This is a genomic window from Streptomyces sp. NPDC032940, from assembly GCF_040636935.1.
Taxonomy (GTDB): domain Bacteria; phylum Actinomycetota; class Actinomycetes; order Streptomycetales; family Streptomycetaceae; genus Streptomyces.
Genome location: NZ_JBEZVJ010000026.1, coordinates 96,967 through 112,977 on the forward strand (window position 1 = coordinate 96,967; position 16,011 = coordinate 112,977).

Sequence of the window (16,011 nt, forward strand, 5' to 3'; positions counted from 1 at the left end):
AAGCACCACCTGCACACTGCACGAAGGGGAAGCCATGACAGCGACGACCGACGGAAGCACCGGGGCGGCCCTCCCGTCCCGCGCAGCCGCGGCCAGCGAAACAGCCGACATCACGAGCCCCGCCACGGCGGCCGGGGTAGCCGAAGCCGCCGCCCGCGCGACCCGGCGCGCCACCGACTTCCTGCTCTCCCGGCAGGACGCCGAGGGCTGGTGGAAGGGCGACCTCGAGACCAACGTCACGATGGACGCCGAAGACCTGCTCCTGCGTCAGTTCCTCGGCATCCGGGACGAGGAGACCACCCGCGCCGCCGCCCTCTTCATCCGCGGCGAGCAACGCGAGGACGGCACCTGGGCCACCTTCTACGGCGGCCCCGGGGAACTCTCCGCCACCATCGAGGCCTACGTCGCCCTGCGCCTGGCCGGCGACGCCCCCGACGCCCCGCACATGACGAGGGCAGCGGCATGGATCCGGGCCCAGGGAGGCATCGCCGCCTCCCGCGTCTTCACCCGGATCTGGCTGGCCCTGTTCGGCTGGTGGAAATGGGAGGACCTGCCCGAACTCCCGCCGGAGCTGATCTGGTTCCCCACCTGGGTACCGCTGAACATCTACGACTTCGGCTGCTGGGCCCGGCAGACCATCGTGCCGCTGACCATCGTCTCGGCGAAGCGCCCGGTGCGCCCGGCGCCGTTCCCCCTCGACGAACTGCACACCGACCCGGCCCGGCCGAACCCGCCCCGCCCCCTCGCGCCGGCGGCGAGCTGGGACGGCGCCTTCCAGCGGCTCGACAAGGCACTGCACGCCTACCGCAAGGTGGCGCCGAAGCGGCTGCGCCGGGCGGCGATGAACAGCGCGGCCCGCTGGATCGTCGAGCGGCAGGAGAACGACGGCTGCTGGGGCGGCATCCAGCCCCCCGCCGTGTACTCGGTCATCGCCCTGTACCTCCTCGGCTACGACCTCGAACACCCCGTCATGCGGGCCGGCCTCGAGTCGCTGGACCGCTTCGCCGTGTGGCGCGAGGACGGGGCCCGGATGATCGAGGCCTGCCAGTCCCCGGTGTGGGACACCTGCCTGGCCACCATCGCGCTCGCCGACGCCGGGGTGCCCGCCGACCACCCGCAGCTGGTGAAGGCCGCCGACTGGATGCTCGGCGAGCAGATCGTGCGGCCCGGCGACTGGTCGGTGAAGCGGCCCGGACTGCCGCCCGGCGGCTGGGCCTTCGAGTTCCACAACGACAACTACCCCGACATCGACGACACCGCCGAGGTCGTTCTCGCCCTGCGCCGCGTCCGCCACCACGACCCGGAGCGGGTGGAGAAGGCCATCGGACGCGGGGTGCGCTGGAACCTCGGCATGCAGTCGAAGAACGGCGCCTGGGGCGCCTTCGACGTCGACAACACCAGCCCCTTCCCCAACCGGCTGCCGTTCTGCGACTTCGGCGAGGTGATCGACCCGCCCTCCGCGGACGTCACCGCGCACGTCGTGGAGATGCTCGCCGTCGAGGGACTCTCCCACGACCCGCGCACCCGGCGCGGCATCCAGTGGCTGCTCGCCGAGCAGGAGGCGGACGGCTCCTGGTTCGGCCGCTGGGGCGTCAACTACGTCTACGGCACCGGATCCGTCGTCCCCGCCCTGACCGCCGCGGGCATCCCCGCCTCGCACCCCGCCGTCCGCCGCGCGGTGCGCTGGCTGGAGTCCGTCCAGAACGACGACGGCGGCTGGGGCGAGGACCTGCGCTCCTACCGGCACGCCAGACAGTGGAGCGGCAAGGGCGCCTCGACCGCCTCCCAGACGGCCTGGGCGCTGATGGCCCTGCTGGCGGCGGGGGAGAGGGAGTCCAAGGCCGTCGAGCGGGGCATCGAGTGGCTCGCCGCCACCCAGCGGGAGGACGGCTCCTGGGACGAGCCCTACTTCACCGGCACCGGCTTCCCCTGGGACTTCTCCATCAACTACCACCTCTACCGGCAGGTCTTCCCGCTCACCGCGCTCGGCCGGTACGTCCACGGGGAACCCTTCGCCAAGGCGCCCCGCACCGTCCAGGAGCTCGCCGAGACGCTGACCGAGGCGAAGGGGAGCTGATGAGCGCACAGCCCGGACCGGCCCCGCTGCTGATCGCCTGCGCGCTCGGCATCGAGCACCTCGCCCTGCGCGCCGGCGACCGCGGCGGGGCCGCCGGGCCCGTCACGGTCCTGCGGACCGGCATGGGACCCAAGGCGGCCGAACGCTCCGTCACCCGGGTCCTGGCCGGCCCGGCGCTCGACGACGCCGCCGTGCTGGCCACCGGCTTCTGCGCCGGCCTCGCCCCCGGCATGCACCCCGGCGACCTCGTCGTCGCCGAGGAGACCCGGGACCCGCGGGGCACGGTCGCCTGCACCGGCACCGACCGGCTCGTCAAGGAACTGCTGCGCGCCGTCCCCGGGCGCACCGTCCACACCGGGCCGCTCACCGGCTCGGACCACGTCGTCCGCGGCCCGGAACGCGCCGACCTGCTCGCGACCGGCGCGATCGCCGTCGACATGGAGTCCGCCGCCACGCTCCTGAGCGCCGTCCGCACGGGCCCGCGCCCCGTTGCGGCCGTCCGGGTGGTCGTGGACGCTCCCGAACACGAACTCGTCCGGATCGGCACCCTGCGCGGTGGAATATCGGCCTTCCGCGTTCTCCGGTCCGTCCTTCCCGCTTTCTTCGAATGGCACCGTTCTTTGCTGCTCCCCAGGAGGTGAGCCCAGATGGCCATGCCGCTGCGCCAGTCCATCAAGGTCGCTACATACTTGGCCGAACAGAAGCTCCGCCGGCGGGACAAGTTCCCGCTCATCGTGGAGCTGGAGCCGCTGTTCGCCTGCAATCTGAAGTGCGAGGGATGCGGCAAGATCCAGCACCCGGCCGGAGTGCTCAAGCAGCGCATGCCGGTCGCGCAGGCCGTCGGGGCGGTGCTCGAGTCCGGTGCGCCGATGGTCTCCATCGCCGGCGGCGAGCCGCTGATGCACCCCCAGATCGACGAGATCGTGCGCCAGTTGGTGGCCAAGCGCAAGTACGTCTTCCTGTGCACCAACGCGCTGCTGATGCGCAAGAAGATGGACAAGTTCACGCCCTCCCCGTACTTCGCGTTCGCGGTGCACATCGACGGGCTGCGGGAGCGGCACGACGAGTCCGTGGCCAAGGAGGGCGTGTTCGACGAGGCCGTGGAGGCCATCAAGGAGGCCAAGCGGCGCGGCTTCCGGGTCACCACCAACTCGACCTTCTTCAACACCGACACCCCGCAGACCATCGTCGAGGTCCTCAACTTCCTCAACGACGACCTCCAGGTCGACGAGATGATGATCTCGCCCGCCTACGCCTACGAGAAGGCGCCCGACCAGGAGCACTTCCTGGGCGTGGAGCAGACCCGGGAACTGTTCAAGAAGGCGTTCTCGGGCGGCAACCGGGCCCGCTGGCGGCTCAACCACTCCCCGCTGTTCCTCGACTTCCTCGAGGGCAAGGTCGACTTCCCCTGCACCGCCTGGGCGATCCCGAACTACTCCCTCTTCGGCTGGCAGCGCCCCTGCTATCTGATGAGCGACGGGTACGTGCCCACGTACCGGGAGCTGATCGAGGAGACCGACTGGGACAAGTACGGCCGCGGCAAGGACCCGCGCTGCGCCAACTGCATGGCGCACTGCGGCTACGAGCCCACCGCCGTCCTGGCCACCATGGGCTCCCTCAAGGAGTCGTTGCGGGCCATGCGGGAGACGGTCTCCGGGAACCGGGACTGACGGCATGACCGCAGTCCCCCTGGGCGTCCCCGAGGTACCGGTCCGGCCGATCGCCGAGCGGCGCGCGTCGCGGCGGATCCAGGTCGGGCCGGTGGCGGTCGGGGGCGGGGCCCCGGTCTCCGTGCAGTCGATGACGACGACGCGTACGTCCGACGTCGGCGCGACGCTGCAGCAGATCGCCGAGCTGACGGCCTCCGGCTGCGAGATCGTGCGGGTGGCGTGCCCGACGCAGGACGACGCGGACGCGCTCGCCGTGATCGCGAGGAAGTCGCAGATCCCGGTGATCGCCGACATCCACTTCCAGCCGAAGTACGTCTTCGCCGCGATCGAGGCGGGCTGCGCGGCGGTCCGGGTCAACCCGGGCAACATCAAGAAGTTCGACGACCAGGTGCGCGAGATCGCCCGGGCGGCCCGCGACCACGGCACGCCGGTCCGCATCGGCGTGAACGCGGGCTCGCTCGACAAGCGGCTGCTCCAGAAGTACGGCAGGGCCACCCCGGAGGCCCTGGTGGAGAGCGCGCTGTGGGAGGCGTCGCTCTTCGAGGAGCACGGCTTCCGGGACATCAAGATCTCGGTCAAGCACAACGACCCGGTCGTCATGGTCGAGGCCTACCGGCAGCTCGCCGCCCGGTGCGACTACCCGCTCCACCTCGGCGTGACGGAGGCCGGGCCCGCCTTCCAGGGCACGGTCAAGTCGGCCGTCGCCTTCGGGGCGCTGCTGTCGCAGGGCATCGGCGACACCATCCGGGTGTCGCTGAGCGCCCCGCCGGCCGAGGAGGTCAAGGTCGGCCTCCAGATCCTGCAGTCCCTCGGGCTGCGGGAGCGCCGGCTGGAGATCGTCTCGTGTCCGTCCTGCGGCCGTGCACAGGTCGACGTCTACAAGCTGGCCGAGGAGGTCACGGCCGGCCTCGAGGGCATGGAGGTGCCGCTGCGCGTCGCCGTCATGGGCTGCGTCGTCAACGGTCCCGGCGAGGCCCGCGAGGCCGACCTCGGCGTCGCCTCCGGCAACGGCAAGGGGCAGATCTTCGTCAAGGGCGAGGTCGTCAGGACCGTACCCGAGTCGAAGATCGTGGAGACGCTGATCGACGAGGCGATGCGGATCGCCGAGCAGATGGAGAAGGACGGCGCGTCGGGGGAGCCGGCCGTCACCGTGAGCTGAACAGCACGGACCGAAGGGGGCACGAGCGTGACGATTCTGGAGAGCATCCGGGGACCACGCGACCTGAAGGCGCTGTCCGAGGCGCAACTCGGCGAACTGTCCGACGAGATACGCGATTTCCTGGTGCACGCGGTCGCCCGTACGGGCGGACACCTCGGCCCCAACCTCGGCGTGGTGGAACTCACCGTCGCCCTGCACCGGGTCTTCGAGTCACCGGCCGACCGCATCCTGTGGGACACCGGCCACCAGAGCTACGTCCACAAGCTCCTGACCGGCCGTCAGGACTTCTCCAAGCTGCGCGGCAAGGGCGGGCTCTCCGGTTATCCCTCCCGCGAGGAGTCCGAGCACGACGTCATCGAGAACAGCCACGCCTCCACCGCCCTCGGCTGGGCCGACGGCCTCGCCAAGGCCCGCCGGGTGCAGGGGGAGCGGGGGCACGTCGTCGCCGTCGTCGGCGACGGCGCGCTCACGGGCGGCATGGCCTGGGAGGCGCTCAACAACATCGCGGCCGCCAAGGACCGGCCTCTGATCATCGTCGTCAACGACAACGAACGCTCGTACGCGCCGACCATCGGCGGCCTCGCCGACCACCTGGCGACGCTGCGCACCACCGACGGCTACGAGCGGGTGCTGGCCTGGGGCAAGCAGGTGCTCCAGCGCACGCCCGTGGTCGGCAACCTCGTCTACGAGGCCCTGCACGGCGCCAAGAAGGGCTTCAAGGACGCCTTCGCCCCGCAGGGACTCTTCGAGGACCTCGGACTCAAGTACCTCGGCCCGATCGACGGCCACGACATCGGCGCCGTCGAGTCGGCACTGCGGCGCGCCAAACGCTTCCACGGGCCGGTGCTGGTGCACTGCCTCACCGAGAAGGGCCGCGGCTACGAGCCCGCCCTGCGCGACGAGGAGGACCACTTCCACACGGTCGGTGTGATGGACCCGCTGACCTGCGCCCCGCTCAGCCCCTCGAGCGGACCGTCCTGGACGTCCGTGTTCGGCGAGGAGATGCTGCGGATCGGTGAGGAGCGCGACGACGTCGTGGCCGTCACCGCGGCCATGCTGCACCCGGTCGGCCTCGCCCCCTTCGCCGAGCGGTTCCCCGGCCGGGTGTGGGACGTCGGCATCGCCGAACAGCACGCGGCCGTCTCCGCCGCCGGCCTCGCCACCGGCGGACTGCACCCGGTCGTCGCCGTGTACGCCACCTTCCTCAACCGTGCCTTCGACCAGCTCCTGATGGACGTGGCCCTGCACCGCTGCGGAGTCACCTTCGTCCTGGACCGGGCGGGCGTCACCGGCGTCGACGGGCCCTCGCACAACGGCATGTGGGACCTGTCCGTCCTCCAGGTCGTGCCGGGCCTGCGCATCGCCGCACCGCGTGACGCCGGCCAGCTGCGCGCCCAGCTGCGCGAGGCCGTCGCCGTCGACGACGCGCCCACCCTGCTGCGCTTCCCGAAGGAATCCGTAGGACCGGACCTGCCCGCCGTGGACCGGGTCGGCGCAATGGACGTCCTGCACGCCGCCGGCCGGTCCGAGGTGCTGCTCGTCTCCGTCGGCGTGATGGCACCCGTCTGCCTCCGGGCCGCCGAACTGCTGGAGGGCCGCGGCATCGGCTGCACCGTCGTCGACCCGCGCTGGGTCAAGCCCGTCGACCCGGCGCTGCCGCCACTGGCCGCCCGACACCGCCTGGTGGCCGTCGTCGAGGACAACAGCCGTGCCGCCGGGGTCGGCTCCGCGGTGGCGCTGGCCCTCGGCGATGCCGAAGTCGACGTACCCGTACGGCGGTTCGGCATCCCGGAACAGTTCCTCGCGCACGCCAAACGCGCCGAGGTGCTCGCCGACATCGGCCTCACCCCGGTCGAGATCGCCGGCCGGATCAGCGCGAGCCTGGCCGTCCAGGAGGCGGCCGGGACGGCCGGACCGTCATGCCAGGGCAAGGAGAAGACCGAATGACCAAGGAGTTCGACCTCGGCGCGCTGCTGGCCGAGCGTGGCGCCGAGCGGTACGAGCTGCACGCGAAGCACCTCAACCACCAGCTGCCGCGCATGCTGCGCACCATCGGCTTCGACAAGGTCTACGAGCGGGCCGAGGGCGCGCACTTCTGGGACGCGGACGGCAACGACTACCTGGACATGCTCGCCGGGTTCGCCGTGATGGGCCTGGGCCGCCACCACCCCGTCGTCCGCAAGGCCCTGCACGACGTCCTCGACGCCTCGCTCGCCGACCTGACCCGCTTCGACTGCCCGCCGCTGCCCGGACTGCTGGCCGAGCGGCTGCTCTCCTACAGCCCCCACCTGGACCGCGTCTTCTTCGGCAACAGCGGCACGGAGGCCGTGGAGACCGCGCTGAAGTTCGCCCGGTACGCGACCGGCCGGCGCAGGATCCTGTACTGCTCGCACGCCTTCCACGGGCTGACCACCGGCTCCCTCTCCGTGAACGGCGAGAGCTGCTTCAGGGACGGCTTCGCCCCGCTGCTGCCCGACACCGCCGTGCCGCTCGGCGACCTGGACGCACTGGCCCGGGAGCTGAAGCAGGGGGACGTGGCCGCGCTGATCGTGGAGCCGATCCAGGGCAAGGGCGTCCACGAGGCCCCGCCCGGCTACCTGCGCGCCGCGCAGGAACTGCTGCACCGGCACAAGGCGCTGCTGATCGCCGACGAGGTGCAGACGGGTCTGGGCCGCACCGGGAAGTTCTACGCCTACCAGCACGAGGACGGCGTCGAGCCCGACCTCGTGTGCGTCGCCAAGGCGCTGTCCGGCGGCTACGTGCCGGTGGGTGCCACGCTCGGCAAGGACTGGATCTTCCAGAAGGTGTACTCCTCGATGGACCGCGTCCAGGTCCACTCGGCGAGCTTCGGGTCCAACGCGCAGGCCATGGCCGCCGGGCTCGCGGTGCTGTCGGTGATGGAGAACGAGGAGATCGTCGCGAACGCCGCCGCGGTGGGGGAGCGGCTCAAGTCCCGCCTGACCGCACTGGTGGACCGCTACGAGCTGCTCGCCGACGTGCGGGGCCGGGGACTGATGATCGGCATCGAGTTCGGCCGGCCGAGGTCGCTGAAGCTGCGCAGCCGCTGGACGATGCTCCAGGCCGCGCGCAAGGGACTGTTCGCACAGATGGTGGTGGTGCCGCTGCTGCAACGGCACCGGATCCTGACCCAGGTGTCCGGCGACCATCTCGAGGTGATCAAGCTGATCCCGCCGCTGATCATCGACACGTCGGACGCGGACCGCTTCGTCGACGCCTTCACCGAGATCATGGAGGACGCGCACAACGGCGGCGGCCTGATGTGGGACTTCGGGAAGACACTGGTCAGGCAGGCGGTGGCGAATCGCTAGGGCCCCGAGCGCCCGGAACCGGTCGTGTTTTGCCTGTGAGGCAAGAAAATTGCCTTTCGGGCAAAACTCGGGCTGAATGGAGGCATGACCTCCTCGAACGACCCTCCGGAGGGACCGGTGGAACCGGCGGAGGCGCCGGCCGACGCCGTGACCTCCGTGGTCGCCCCGCAGCTCCGCGCCCTGCGGCGCCGCGCCGCTCTCACCCTGGAGGCGGCGGCCCGCGCCGCCGGGCTGTCGCCCGCCCATCTCTCCCGGCTGGAGACCGGGCAGCGCCAGCCCTCGCTGCCGATGCTGCTCTCGCTCGCCCGCGTTTATGGTACGACCGTCTCGGAGCTGCTCGGTGAGACGACCGTGGACCGCGACGCCGTCGTACGGGCCGCCGCCATGGAGCCGACGGCCGCGGGCGGCTGGACGTACTGGCAGGCCGGCGGCTCCGGCCGCGGGATGCAGGCACTGCGCGTCCGCGTGCCGTACGGCACCCAGGGCGACATCGTGCGCGTGCACCCCGGCGAGGAGTGGCTCCACGTCCTGCGGGGCCGGCTGCGGCTGCGCCTCGGGGACGCCGTGCACCTGCTCGGCCCGGGCGACAGCGCCCACTTCGACTCCCTGACCCCGCACCGGATCGCCGCCCAGGACCCCGACGGGCTCGAGCTGCTCTTCGTCCATACCCTGCTGCAGAGCCCCGCGCCGGCGCTGTGCCTGGGGCCCGCCACCACACCGACCCGCCACACCGCAGGAGAGATGCCATGAGCACCATGCAGGACAAGCTCCCGCGCGCCCTGTGGGTGCGACTTCTGATCTACATCGTCCTCGGGCACGTCGTCGCGGGCTTCCTCTTCCTGTTGTTCGAGGTGGGCGCCAAGTAGCGGGCCGGCACCGTGAGCGGGCGGCTCAGTCCAGCAGCCGCTCGCGCAGCCGCTCCCGGGCCTCAGGGGTGACGCCCAGCCCCTTCTCCAGATAGGCGTCGACACCGCCCCAGGTCTCCTCGATGGTCTCGAAGGCCGCCGCCAGGTACTCGGCGCGCGCGTCGAAGAGAGGGCTGAGCAGCTCCATGACCTCGGGAGAGTAGGCAGAGGCGGCGGAGCTGCTGCGGCGCACCTTGTAGCGGCGGTGCTTCGCGTTCGACTTCAGGTAGTCCTCCACGATGGCGTCACGCTGCACGCCCAGGGCGAGCAGGGTGATCGCGATCGACAGCCCCGCGCGGTCCTTGCCGGCCGCGCAGTGCATCAGCGCGGGGACGCTGTCCTCGGCGAGCGCGCGCAGCACCCGGGAATGCTCCGCCGTGCGCTCCTTGATGATCGTGCGGTAGGAGACGATCATCCGGTTCGCGGCCTGGCCGTCCGCCAGGATCGCGCGCAGCTGGTCGAGGTCGCCGTCGCGGACCATCTTCCAGAACTCGGCGCCGTCGGCCGGGTCGCTCAGCGGCAGGTTCACATTGCGCACGCCCGGCAGTGCGACGTCCGGGCCCTCGAGGCGCTGGTCGGCGGCGTTGCGGAAGTCGAAGACCGTGTGCAGGTTCAGCGAGGCGAGGAACGCGGCGTCCTCCCCGGTGGCGTGGGCGAGGTGGCCGCTGCGGAACAGCACGCCGTGGCGCACGCGCCGCCCGTCCACGGTCGGCAGTCCGCCCACGTCACGGAAGTTGCGCACACCGGCCAGCTCGGGTTCGGTCGACGGGACCTGCTGCGTCACGGGGGCTCCTCCCACTCCGCCCCGCCGGCGCTGCTCGCCGGCGGGCGCCCAGCCGACGATACGGCATCTCCTGCCTGCGGCGATGAGTCGGTCACGGGGCGGCCGCGGTGGCGATTGCGACGCGAATGAGCCTTACGTCCGAAATGCTCACTTCGCTCCAACTCGTCGGTGAATAAGGGGTGCTGGAGCGTCTCCCGTGAGCAGCGTCATAGACGTGACCGTCCGTTGTTCGTCATGTTCACGTAATTCGTGGGCCTGTCAAGGCCCTTTGTGAAAAGAGCGCTCACGGAATCGACGGAGTGTGACGGCCTTTTCCCGTAATGGATCAAGCGAAACACCTCTCCGGGAAAACTCTCGCTTGTCCGTTCGCATTCCGGTCGCTTACGTTCACCACCGATCCGGACGGACGCCTAATCCTGCCGCCGACCGGAGCCGCAACCACCCACCACCCGTACACGGCAGGAGCGGGGGACCCACAGGTACAACGCCTGTTCCGGTTCCCGGAACGGCTCGGGGTCAAGTCGCGTCACCACGACGCGGCCGGGCATCTCCAGCCCGCACCCGACAGCTCACCTCGCAGGCGCCGGAGAGGAATTCGCCATGCCCGCGAAGGGTAAGCACCGCCGTACCAAGGCCCAGCGCCTCACCCGCACCATCGCCGTCGCCGGAACCGGTGGCGCCGCACTCGCGCTCCCGCTGATGGGCGCCGCCGCAGCCCAGGCCGCTCCCGCCCACTCCGTGGCCGGACAGTCCGTCCAGGCCGCCGCGACCGGCGCGCACAAGCCGGCCGACAAGGCCTCGGCCTCGCACACCTACGTCGTCAAGAGCGGCGACTACCTGTCCAAGATCGCCGACGAGCAGCACGTCGACGGCGGCTGGAAGAAGCTGTACGCGGACAACCGCGAGGCCGTCGGCTCCGACCCGTCGCTGATCCACCCGGGCCTCAAGCTGTCGATCGGCCACAAGGCCGCGACCGGTGCCGCCAAGCCCTCGTCCTCCGCGGAGAAGCCGGCCGAGAAGCCGGCCAAGGCCGAGAAGCCCGCCGCCCAGTCCGCCGAGAAGTCCACGGACACCGCGAAGACCTCCGCGTCCAAGTCCTCCGGCACGAGCGCCTCCACGGGCACCACCAGCGGCTACACCGCCCCCGTGGCCGGCGCCGGCGTAGGCACCCCGTACCACCAGTCCGGCAGCATGTGGTCCAGCGGCTACCACACCGGCACCGACTTCGTCGTCCCGACCGGCACCTCCCTGAAGGCCGTCGGCGCGGGCACCGTCGTCTCCGCCGGCTGGGGCGGCGCGTACGGCAACCAGGTCGTCATCAAGCTCGCCGACGGCTACTACGCCCAGTACGCCCACCTGTCCTCGATCTCCGTCTCCGCCGGCCAGTCCGTGACCGCCGGTCAGCAGATCGGTCTCTCCGGTGCCACCGGCAACGTGACCGGACCGCACCTGCACTTCGAGATCCGCACCACGCCGGACTACGGCTCCGACGTGGACCCGGTCGCCTACCTGCGCTCGCACGGCGTCTCCGTCTGACGGCCGGCACAGCGCGCACACCGAAGGCCGGACCCCGATCCCCGGGTCCGGCCTTCGGCGCGCCCGCCACCGGCACCGGCTTATTCCTGAGTTGGCGAACACTTTAGGCGTGGCCTTTCTCACCGACCGTCAACCCCTTCCTACGGTCGCGTAGGTCACATTCCACGGTGAATCATGGGCCGATGTGGCAGACGATTCGAAGAGTGACAGCACAGCAGTGATCGGGTCGTACGTGGCGGTGGGGGACAGCTTCACCGAGGGCGTCGGCGACCCCGGCCCCGACGGGGCGTTCGTCGGCTGGGCCGACCGGTTCGCCGTACTGCTCGCGGACCGGCGCCCGGAGGGCGACTTCACGTACACGAACCTCGCCGTACGCGGCAGGCTGCTCGACCAGATCGTGGCGGAGCAGGTCCCCAGGGCGGTCGAACTCGCGCCGGACCTGGTCTCGTTCTGCGCCGGCGGCAACGACATCATCCGGCCCGGCACCGACCCCGACGAGGTGGCCGAACGGTTCGAGAGGGCGGTGGCCGCGCTCACCGCCGCCGCCGGGACGGTGCTGGTGACCACCGGCTTCGACACCCGCGGGGTGCCCGTCCTCAAGCATCTGCGCGGCAAGATCGCCACCTACAACGGCCATGTCCGCGCCATCGCCGACCGCTACGGCTGCCCCGTGCTCGACCTGTGGTCGCTGCGCAGCGTCCAGGACCGCAGGGCCTGGGACGCCGACCGCCTGCACCTGTCGGCCGAGGGACACACCCGTGTCGCCCTGCGCGCCGGCCAGGTCCTCGGCCTGCGCATCCCGGCCGACCCGGACCAGCCCTGGCCGCCGCTGCCGCCGCGCGGCACCCTCGACGTGCGGCGGGACGACGTGCAGTGGGCGCGCGAATACCTGGTGCCCTGGATCGGACGGCGCCTGCGCGGCGAGTCCTCCGGGGACCACGTCACCGCCAAGGGGACGCTGTCACCGGACGACATCAAGCTGCGCATCGCCTCGGTGGCCTGAGCGGCACCTCAGGATCGCGGCGCGGTCAACGCCTCGCGGTCCAAGCCCAGTTCGCGGGCGAGAGCCTCGTCCACCCAGCGCAGCGCGCGGGCGCGGGACACCGCGCCCGTGTACGACGTCAACTGGACGGCCAGCCCGTCCAGCAGGGCCGTCAGCCGCAGGGCGGCGCCGTCGGGGTCCGGGCACGGGAACTCCCCGGCGGCGGCACCCTCCGCGATCACCTCGGCGATGGCCGCCTTCCACTGCCGGTCCAGCTCACGCGTGACCTCCCGCAGCGCGGGCTCGCGCAGCGACGCCGCCCAGCCCTCGATCCACAGCCGCCACCCCTTGGCCTGGCCCGTCGGGGCGTACCACCGCACCGCCGCACGCAGCCGGCGCAGCGCCGACGTACGGCGGCCGAGCAGCTTGCGCAGCCGGGCCAGATCGCCCTCGGCGGCGTGGGTGAACGCGGCGGCGACCAGCTTCTCCTTCGTCGAGAAGTGGTACAGCACCAGCGCACTGCTGACACCGAGCGCCGCGGCCACGTCGGCGATCCGCAACGCGGCCACGCCCCGCGCCGATATCTGCTCGATGGCGGCGCGCAGCAGCTCCTCACGGCGCTCCGCCACACTCAACCGGGCTCTCGTCACGCCCGTCACCCTATACAGGCGCACGCATGTGCGACGACGGCCGCTTTCGGCCCGCCGGCTCAGTCCGCCGATGCGGTGGCCGCGCCCGTGCGGCCCGCGGCGGGCAGATCGCAGGAGTCCTTGAACCCCTGGCTGGTGAGGCCGAGCGCCGCGTTGACGCGGGACCGCAGGTTCTCCACGGCGATCATGGCCGTCAGCTCCACGAACGCCGGCTCGCCCAGCCGCGTCCGCAGCCGCTCGGCGAGGTCGTCGCCGACGGCCGGCGGGGTCGCCGTGACCGCCTCGGCGTACTCCATGACGTCACGCTCGAGCGGCGTGTAGACATCGCTGTCGCGCCACACCGGCACGTCGTGGAGCTTGCGCCGGTCCATGCCGCGCCGGGCGCTCTCCCAGTACCCGAAGTCCATGCACCAGGAGCAGCCGATCGAGGCCGCCGAGGCCATCACCGCGAGCGCCTTCAGATCCGGGTCCAGCTTGTTCCACCGGGCCACGGACTGCTCGAACCGCAGATCGCCCCAGAGCACCCGCGGATTGTGGGCGAGCGCCCTGCCGGGATCGAGGACCTTGCCGTAGGTGCGCCGGGAGTACCACTCCATGGCGCGGAAGAAGAGAGTCCGGGGCGGGGTGAGGGATACGCGGGCCATGGCGGCCACCTTCCTGTCCGTCTGTGTGCCGTTCCGTTCCGGGTCCCCGGTGGGGGCCCTCACGGGTACGACGGACGGCGGGAACCCGGATGTGACATCCGTCGTTCGAGGTGACGTCGGACAGAACGACAATGAGAGCCTGACCCACTCCACCAGGAGGTACCGTGGCCGCTCCCCGTTCCCCCCACTCCGGGCCCCGTGCGCCGCGGCCCGCCGCGTTCGGCGCGGACCCGAGCGGTGAGCGCATGGCGCGTATCCGCAGATCACCGCACTTCCGCGACGGGGTCTTCCAGAATCCCGGCGGCTCCGCCCGGACCCGCCCCTCCGGGTCTCCCCTCGAATTCGCCAAGATCTACTTCGACCGGGAGGCGCGGCGCGGCCGCGCCCCGCGCGGCACGGTCCCGGTCCACGCCACCACTCTCGCCGACCTCGCCCGGCCGCCCGCCACCGGGCTGCGGCTGACCTGGACGGGCCACTCCAGCGTGCTCGCCGAGATAGACGGACAGCGGGTGCTCTTCGACCCCGTCTGGGGCGAGCGCTGCTCCCCCTTCCCCTTCGCCGGCCCCCGGCGGCTGCACCCGGTCCCGGTGCCGCTGGCGGCCCTGGGCCCGGTCGACGTCGTCGTCATCTCCCACGACCACTACGACCACCTGGACATGCCCACGATCAAGGCACTGGCCGGCACGGACACCCTGTTCGCCGTGCCCCTGGGGGTCGGCGCCCACCTCGAACACTGGGGAGTGTCCGCCGGCCGGCTGCGGGAGCTGGACTGGCACGAGTCGACGCGCGTCGGAGGCCTCACCCTGACCGCCACCCCGGCCCGCCACTTCTGCGGACGCGGGCTGCGCAACACCCAGCACACCCTCTGGGCCTCCTGGGTCGTCGCCGGTGAGCAGCACCGCGTCTACCACAGCGGCGACACCGGCTACTTCGACGGCTTCCGTGACATCGGCGCCGCGCACGGCCCCTTCGACGCGACGATGATCCAGATCGGGGCGTACGCCGAGTTCTGGCCGGACATCCACATGACCCCCGAGGAGGGCCTGCGTGCCCACCTCGACCTCCAGGGCGGCCGTCCCGGCGGCGCCCTGCTGCCGATCCACTGGGGGACCTTCAACCTGGCGCCGCACGCCTGGGCGGAGCCGGGGGAGTGGACCAAGGACGCGGCCGAGGAGGCCGGCCAGGCGCTGGCCCTCCCACGGCCGGGCGAGCCCTTCGAGCCGGCGGGTGAGCTGCCGGCTCAGGCGTGGTGGCGGGCGGTGTCGGGTCCGGTCGCCCGTCCGTGGCGGCGTTCGAGGGGCGTCGACGCCGTGGCCCAGGAAGCGGCGTCGGGCGCGATCATGGCCAGGCACAAGCGGACGTTCAGCTCGGGTGACCCCTCCACGGTGAAGTAGTGGTCCCTCTTGTTGTGGGGGAACGGCTCGCAGTCCGCGGAAGAGCTCCGCCCCTCGATACGGCCGACGACCACGAGCCCGGAGGGCCGGCACTGCTCCACGGTCCACGCCGTCCCGTCGGGGCCGCTGTCGACGCAGTCGCCCCGGTCCGCGTTGTACGCGGCACCGTCGCTGTGGCGGTACGCCAGGCAGACCGTCACGTCGGGATCGCGGGCGGCATAGCGCCACTCCACGTGGTCGACGTAGTCGCACACGCTGCGGTCGGTGGTGTTGCCGAAGGCGCGCAGGACCTCGAAGACGTCGCCCTCACCGCACCCGGCCGGCGTGAAGTCCATCTCCTGCATGGTCCCGGTGTTGCGGAAGCAGTCGCCTCGGGATGCGCCGGCGAAGGCGTTGCGGGGCGCGGACGAAGAGGCAGCTGACGCGCCGGCCCCCCGGTGTGTGGCTCCGGCGTCACCGGGGCCGCCCCGGCCGGTCAGCGCGGTCGCACCCCACAGGGCGCCGGCCACCGCGATCGCCGCGACGGCGAGCACGGCTCCTCGCGTACGCCATGTACGCGAGGGACGTGCACCCGCTGCTGGTCCTGATCCCGGGCCGGAATCGTTCGTCGCCTCCGTCGTGAAGATCTTCGTCGGGTCGAGGTCGTGCGGTCCGGGCAGGACGGTGGTGGGGTCGACGTCGGTGTAGCGGTGCAGTTCGGTGCGTTGCTGTCGGGTGAGGGCGTGGACGGCTTCGGGCCAGGGGGGTGTGGCCTGTTGTGGTGTGCCGAGGGTGGCCAGGAGGGTGTCGGCGTCCGGGCGCCGGGCGGGATCGCGGGCCAGGCAGGGTTCGATGACGCGGCGCAGTGCGGCCGGGACCCGATCCAGGTCCGGGGCGGCCAT

The 16,011-nt window shown here is 71.8% G+C and carries 14 protein-coding genes and 1 riboswitch; of the genes, 11 read left to right on the forward strand and 3 right to left on the reverse strand.

All coding sequences use genetic code 11. The annotated features are described in order from the left end of the window. Window positions 1-34 precede the first annotated feature (34 nt). The 8 genes from shc (at window position 35) to AB0E77_RS26595 (ending at window position 9,101) form a co-directional block, all read left to right on the forward strand. Complete coding sequence (gene shc / locus AB0E77_RS26560; protein WP_361574873.1) at window positions 35-2,077, forward strand: squalene--hopene cyclase; 2,043 nt, start codon at window positions 35-37, stop codon at window positions 2,075-2,077. Then, window positions 2,077-2,718, forward strand: coding sequence for a 1-hydroxy-2-methyl-2-butenyl 4-diphosphate reductase (locus AB0E77_RS26565; protein ID WP_361574876.1), 642 nt, complete (start codon window positions 2,077-2,079; stop codon window positions 2,716-2,718). The genes shc and AB0E77_RS26565 overlap by 1 nt, the downstream gene beginning before the upstream one ends. Window positions 2,719-2,724: 6 nt before the next feature. Beyond that, a complete protein-coding gene (hpnH, locus tag AB0E77_RS26570) occupies window positions 2,725-3,747 on the forward strand; it encodes an adenosyl-hopene transferase HpnH (RefSeq protein ID WP_189231617.1) in 1,023 nt (340 codons plus the stop codon). A gap of 4 nt (window positions 3,748-3,751) precedes the next feature. After that, window positions 3,752-4,906 (forward strand): flavodoxin-dependent (E)-4-hydroxy-3-methylbut-2-enyl-diphosphate synthase, encoded by a 1,155-nt coding sequence (gene ispG, locus AB0E77_RS26575; RefSeq protein WP_361574879.1) that lies wholly within the window; start codon window positions 3,752-3,754, stop codon window positions 4,904-4,906. Between the two features lie 27 nt (window positions 4,907-4,933). Beyond that, complete coding sequence (gene dxs / locus AB0E77_RS26580; RefSeq protein ID WP_361574882.1) at window positions 4,934-6,853, forward strand: 1-deoxy-D-xylulose-5-phosphate synthase; 1,920 nt, start codon at window positions 4,934-4,936, stop codon at window positions 6,851-6,853. After that, a complete protein-coding gene (locus AB0E77_RS26585; protein ID WP_361574885.1) occupies window positions 6,850-8,235 on the forward strand; it encodes an aspartate aminotransferase family protein in 1,386 nt (461 codons plus the stop codon). The genes dxs and AB0E77_RS26585 overlap by 4 nt, the downstream gene beginning before the upstream one ends. An 84-nt stretch (window positions 8,236-8,319) precedes the next feature. Beyond that, on the forward strand, window positions 8,320-8,985 hold the full coding sequence (locus AB0E77_RS26590) for an XRE family transcriptional regulator (protein ID WP_361574888.1): 666 nt from the start codon (window positions 8,320-8,322) through the stop codon (window positions 8,983-8,985). After that, window positions 8,982-9,101, forward strand: a complete 120-nt coding sequence (locus AB0E77_RS26595; RefSeq protein ID WP_361574891.1) for a DUF6126 family protein — start codon at window positions 8,982-8,984, stop codon at window positions 9,099-9,101. Before AB0E77_RS26590 ends, AB0E77_RS26595 begins: the two co-directional genes overlap by 4 nt. 25 nt (window positions 9,102-9,126) lie before the next feature. On the opposite strand, the gene AB0E77_RS26600 is transcribed toward AB0E77_RS26595, so the two are convergent. Further along, entirely contained in the window at window positions 9,127-9,924 is a 798-nt protein-coding gene (locus AB0E77_RS26600; protein WP_361574894.1) for a tyrosine-protein phosphatase, read from the reverse strand. A gap of 436 nt (window positions 9,925-10,360) precedes the next feature. Beyond that, window positions 10,361-10,520: riboswitch (cyclic di-AMP (ydaO/yuaA leader) on the forward strand. Window positions 10,521-10,524: 4 nt separating this feature from the next. Between AB0E77_RS26600 and AB0E77_RS26605 the strand changes: the two genes are divergently transcribed. Both AB0E77_RS26605 and AB0E77_RS26610 read left to right on the forward strand, forming a co-directional pair. Continuing rightward, window positions 10,525-11,460, forward strand: coding sequence for a peptidoglycan DD-metalloendopeptidase family protein (locus tag AB0E77_RS26605; RefSeq protein ID WP_361574897.1), 936 nt, complete (start codon window positions 10,525-10,527; stop codon window positions 11,458-11,460). Between the two features lie 217 nt (window positions 11,461-11,677). Next, window positions 11,678-12,463 (forward strand): SGNH/GDSL hydrolase family protein, encoded by a 786-nt coding sequence (locus AB0E77_RS26610; RefSeq protein ID WP_361574918.1) that lies wholly within the window; start codon window positions 11,678-11,680, stop codon window positions 12,461-12,463. Window positions 12,464-12,471: 8 nt separating this feature from the next. Here the strand turns inward: AB0E77_RS26610 and AB0E77_RS26615 are convergent, their stop codons facing one another. Both AB0E77_RS26615 and AB0E77_RS26620 read right to left on the reverse strand, forming a co-directional pair. Beyond that, window positions 12,472-13,092, reverse strand: a complete 621-nt coding sequence (locus AB0E77_RS26615) for a TetR/AcrR family transcriptional regulator (RefSeq protein WP_361574900.1) — start codon at window positions 13,090-13,092, stop codon at window positions 12,472-12,474. Window positions 13,093-13,151: 59 nt separating this feature from the next. Then, the gene (locus tag AB0E77_RS26620; RefSeq protein ID WP_361574903.1) at window positions 13,152-13,736 is read right to left on the reverse strand and encodes a carboxymuconolactone decarboxylase family protein; all 585 of its coding nucleotides are present in this window, start codon (window positions 13,734-13,736) and stop codon (window positions 13,152-13,154) included. A 164-nt stretch (window positions 13,737-13,900) separates the two neighbouring features. On the opposite strand from AB0E77_RS26620, the gene AB0E77_RS26625 reads away from it, so the two are divergent. Next, complete coding sequence (locus AB0E77_RS26625; RefSeq protein ID WP_361574906.1) at window positions 13,901-15,130, forward strand: MBL fold metallo-hydrolase; 1,230 nt, start codon at window positions 13,901-13,903, stop codon at window positions 15,128-15,130. Window positions 15,131-16,011 lie beyond the last annotated feature (881 nt).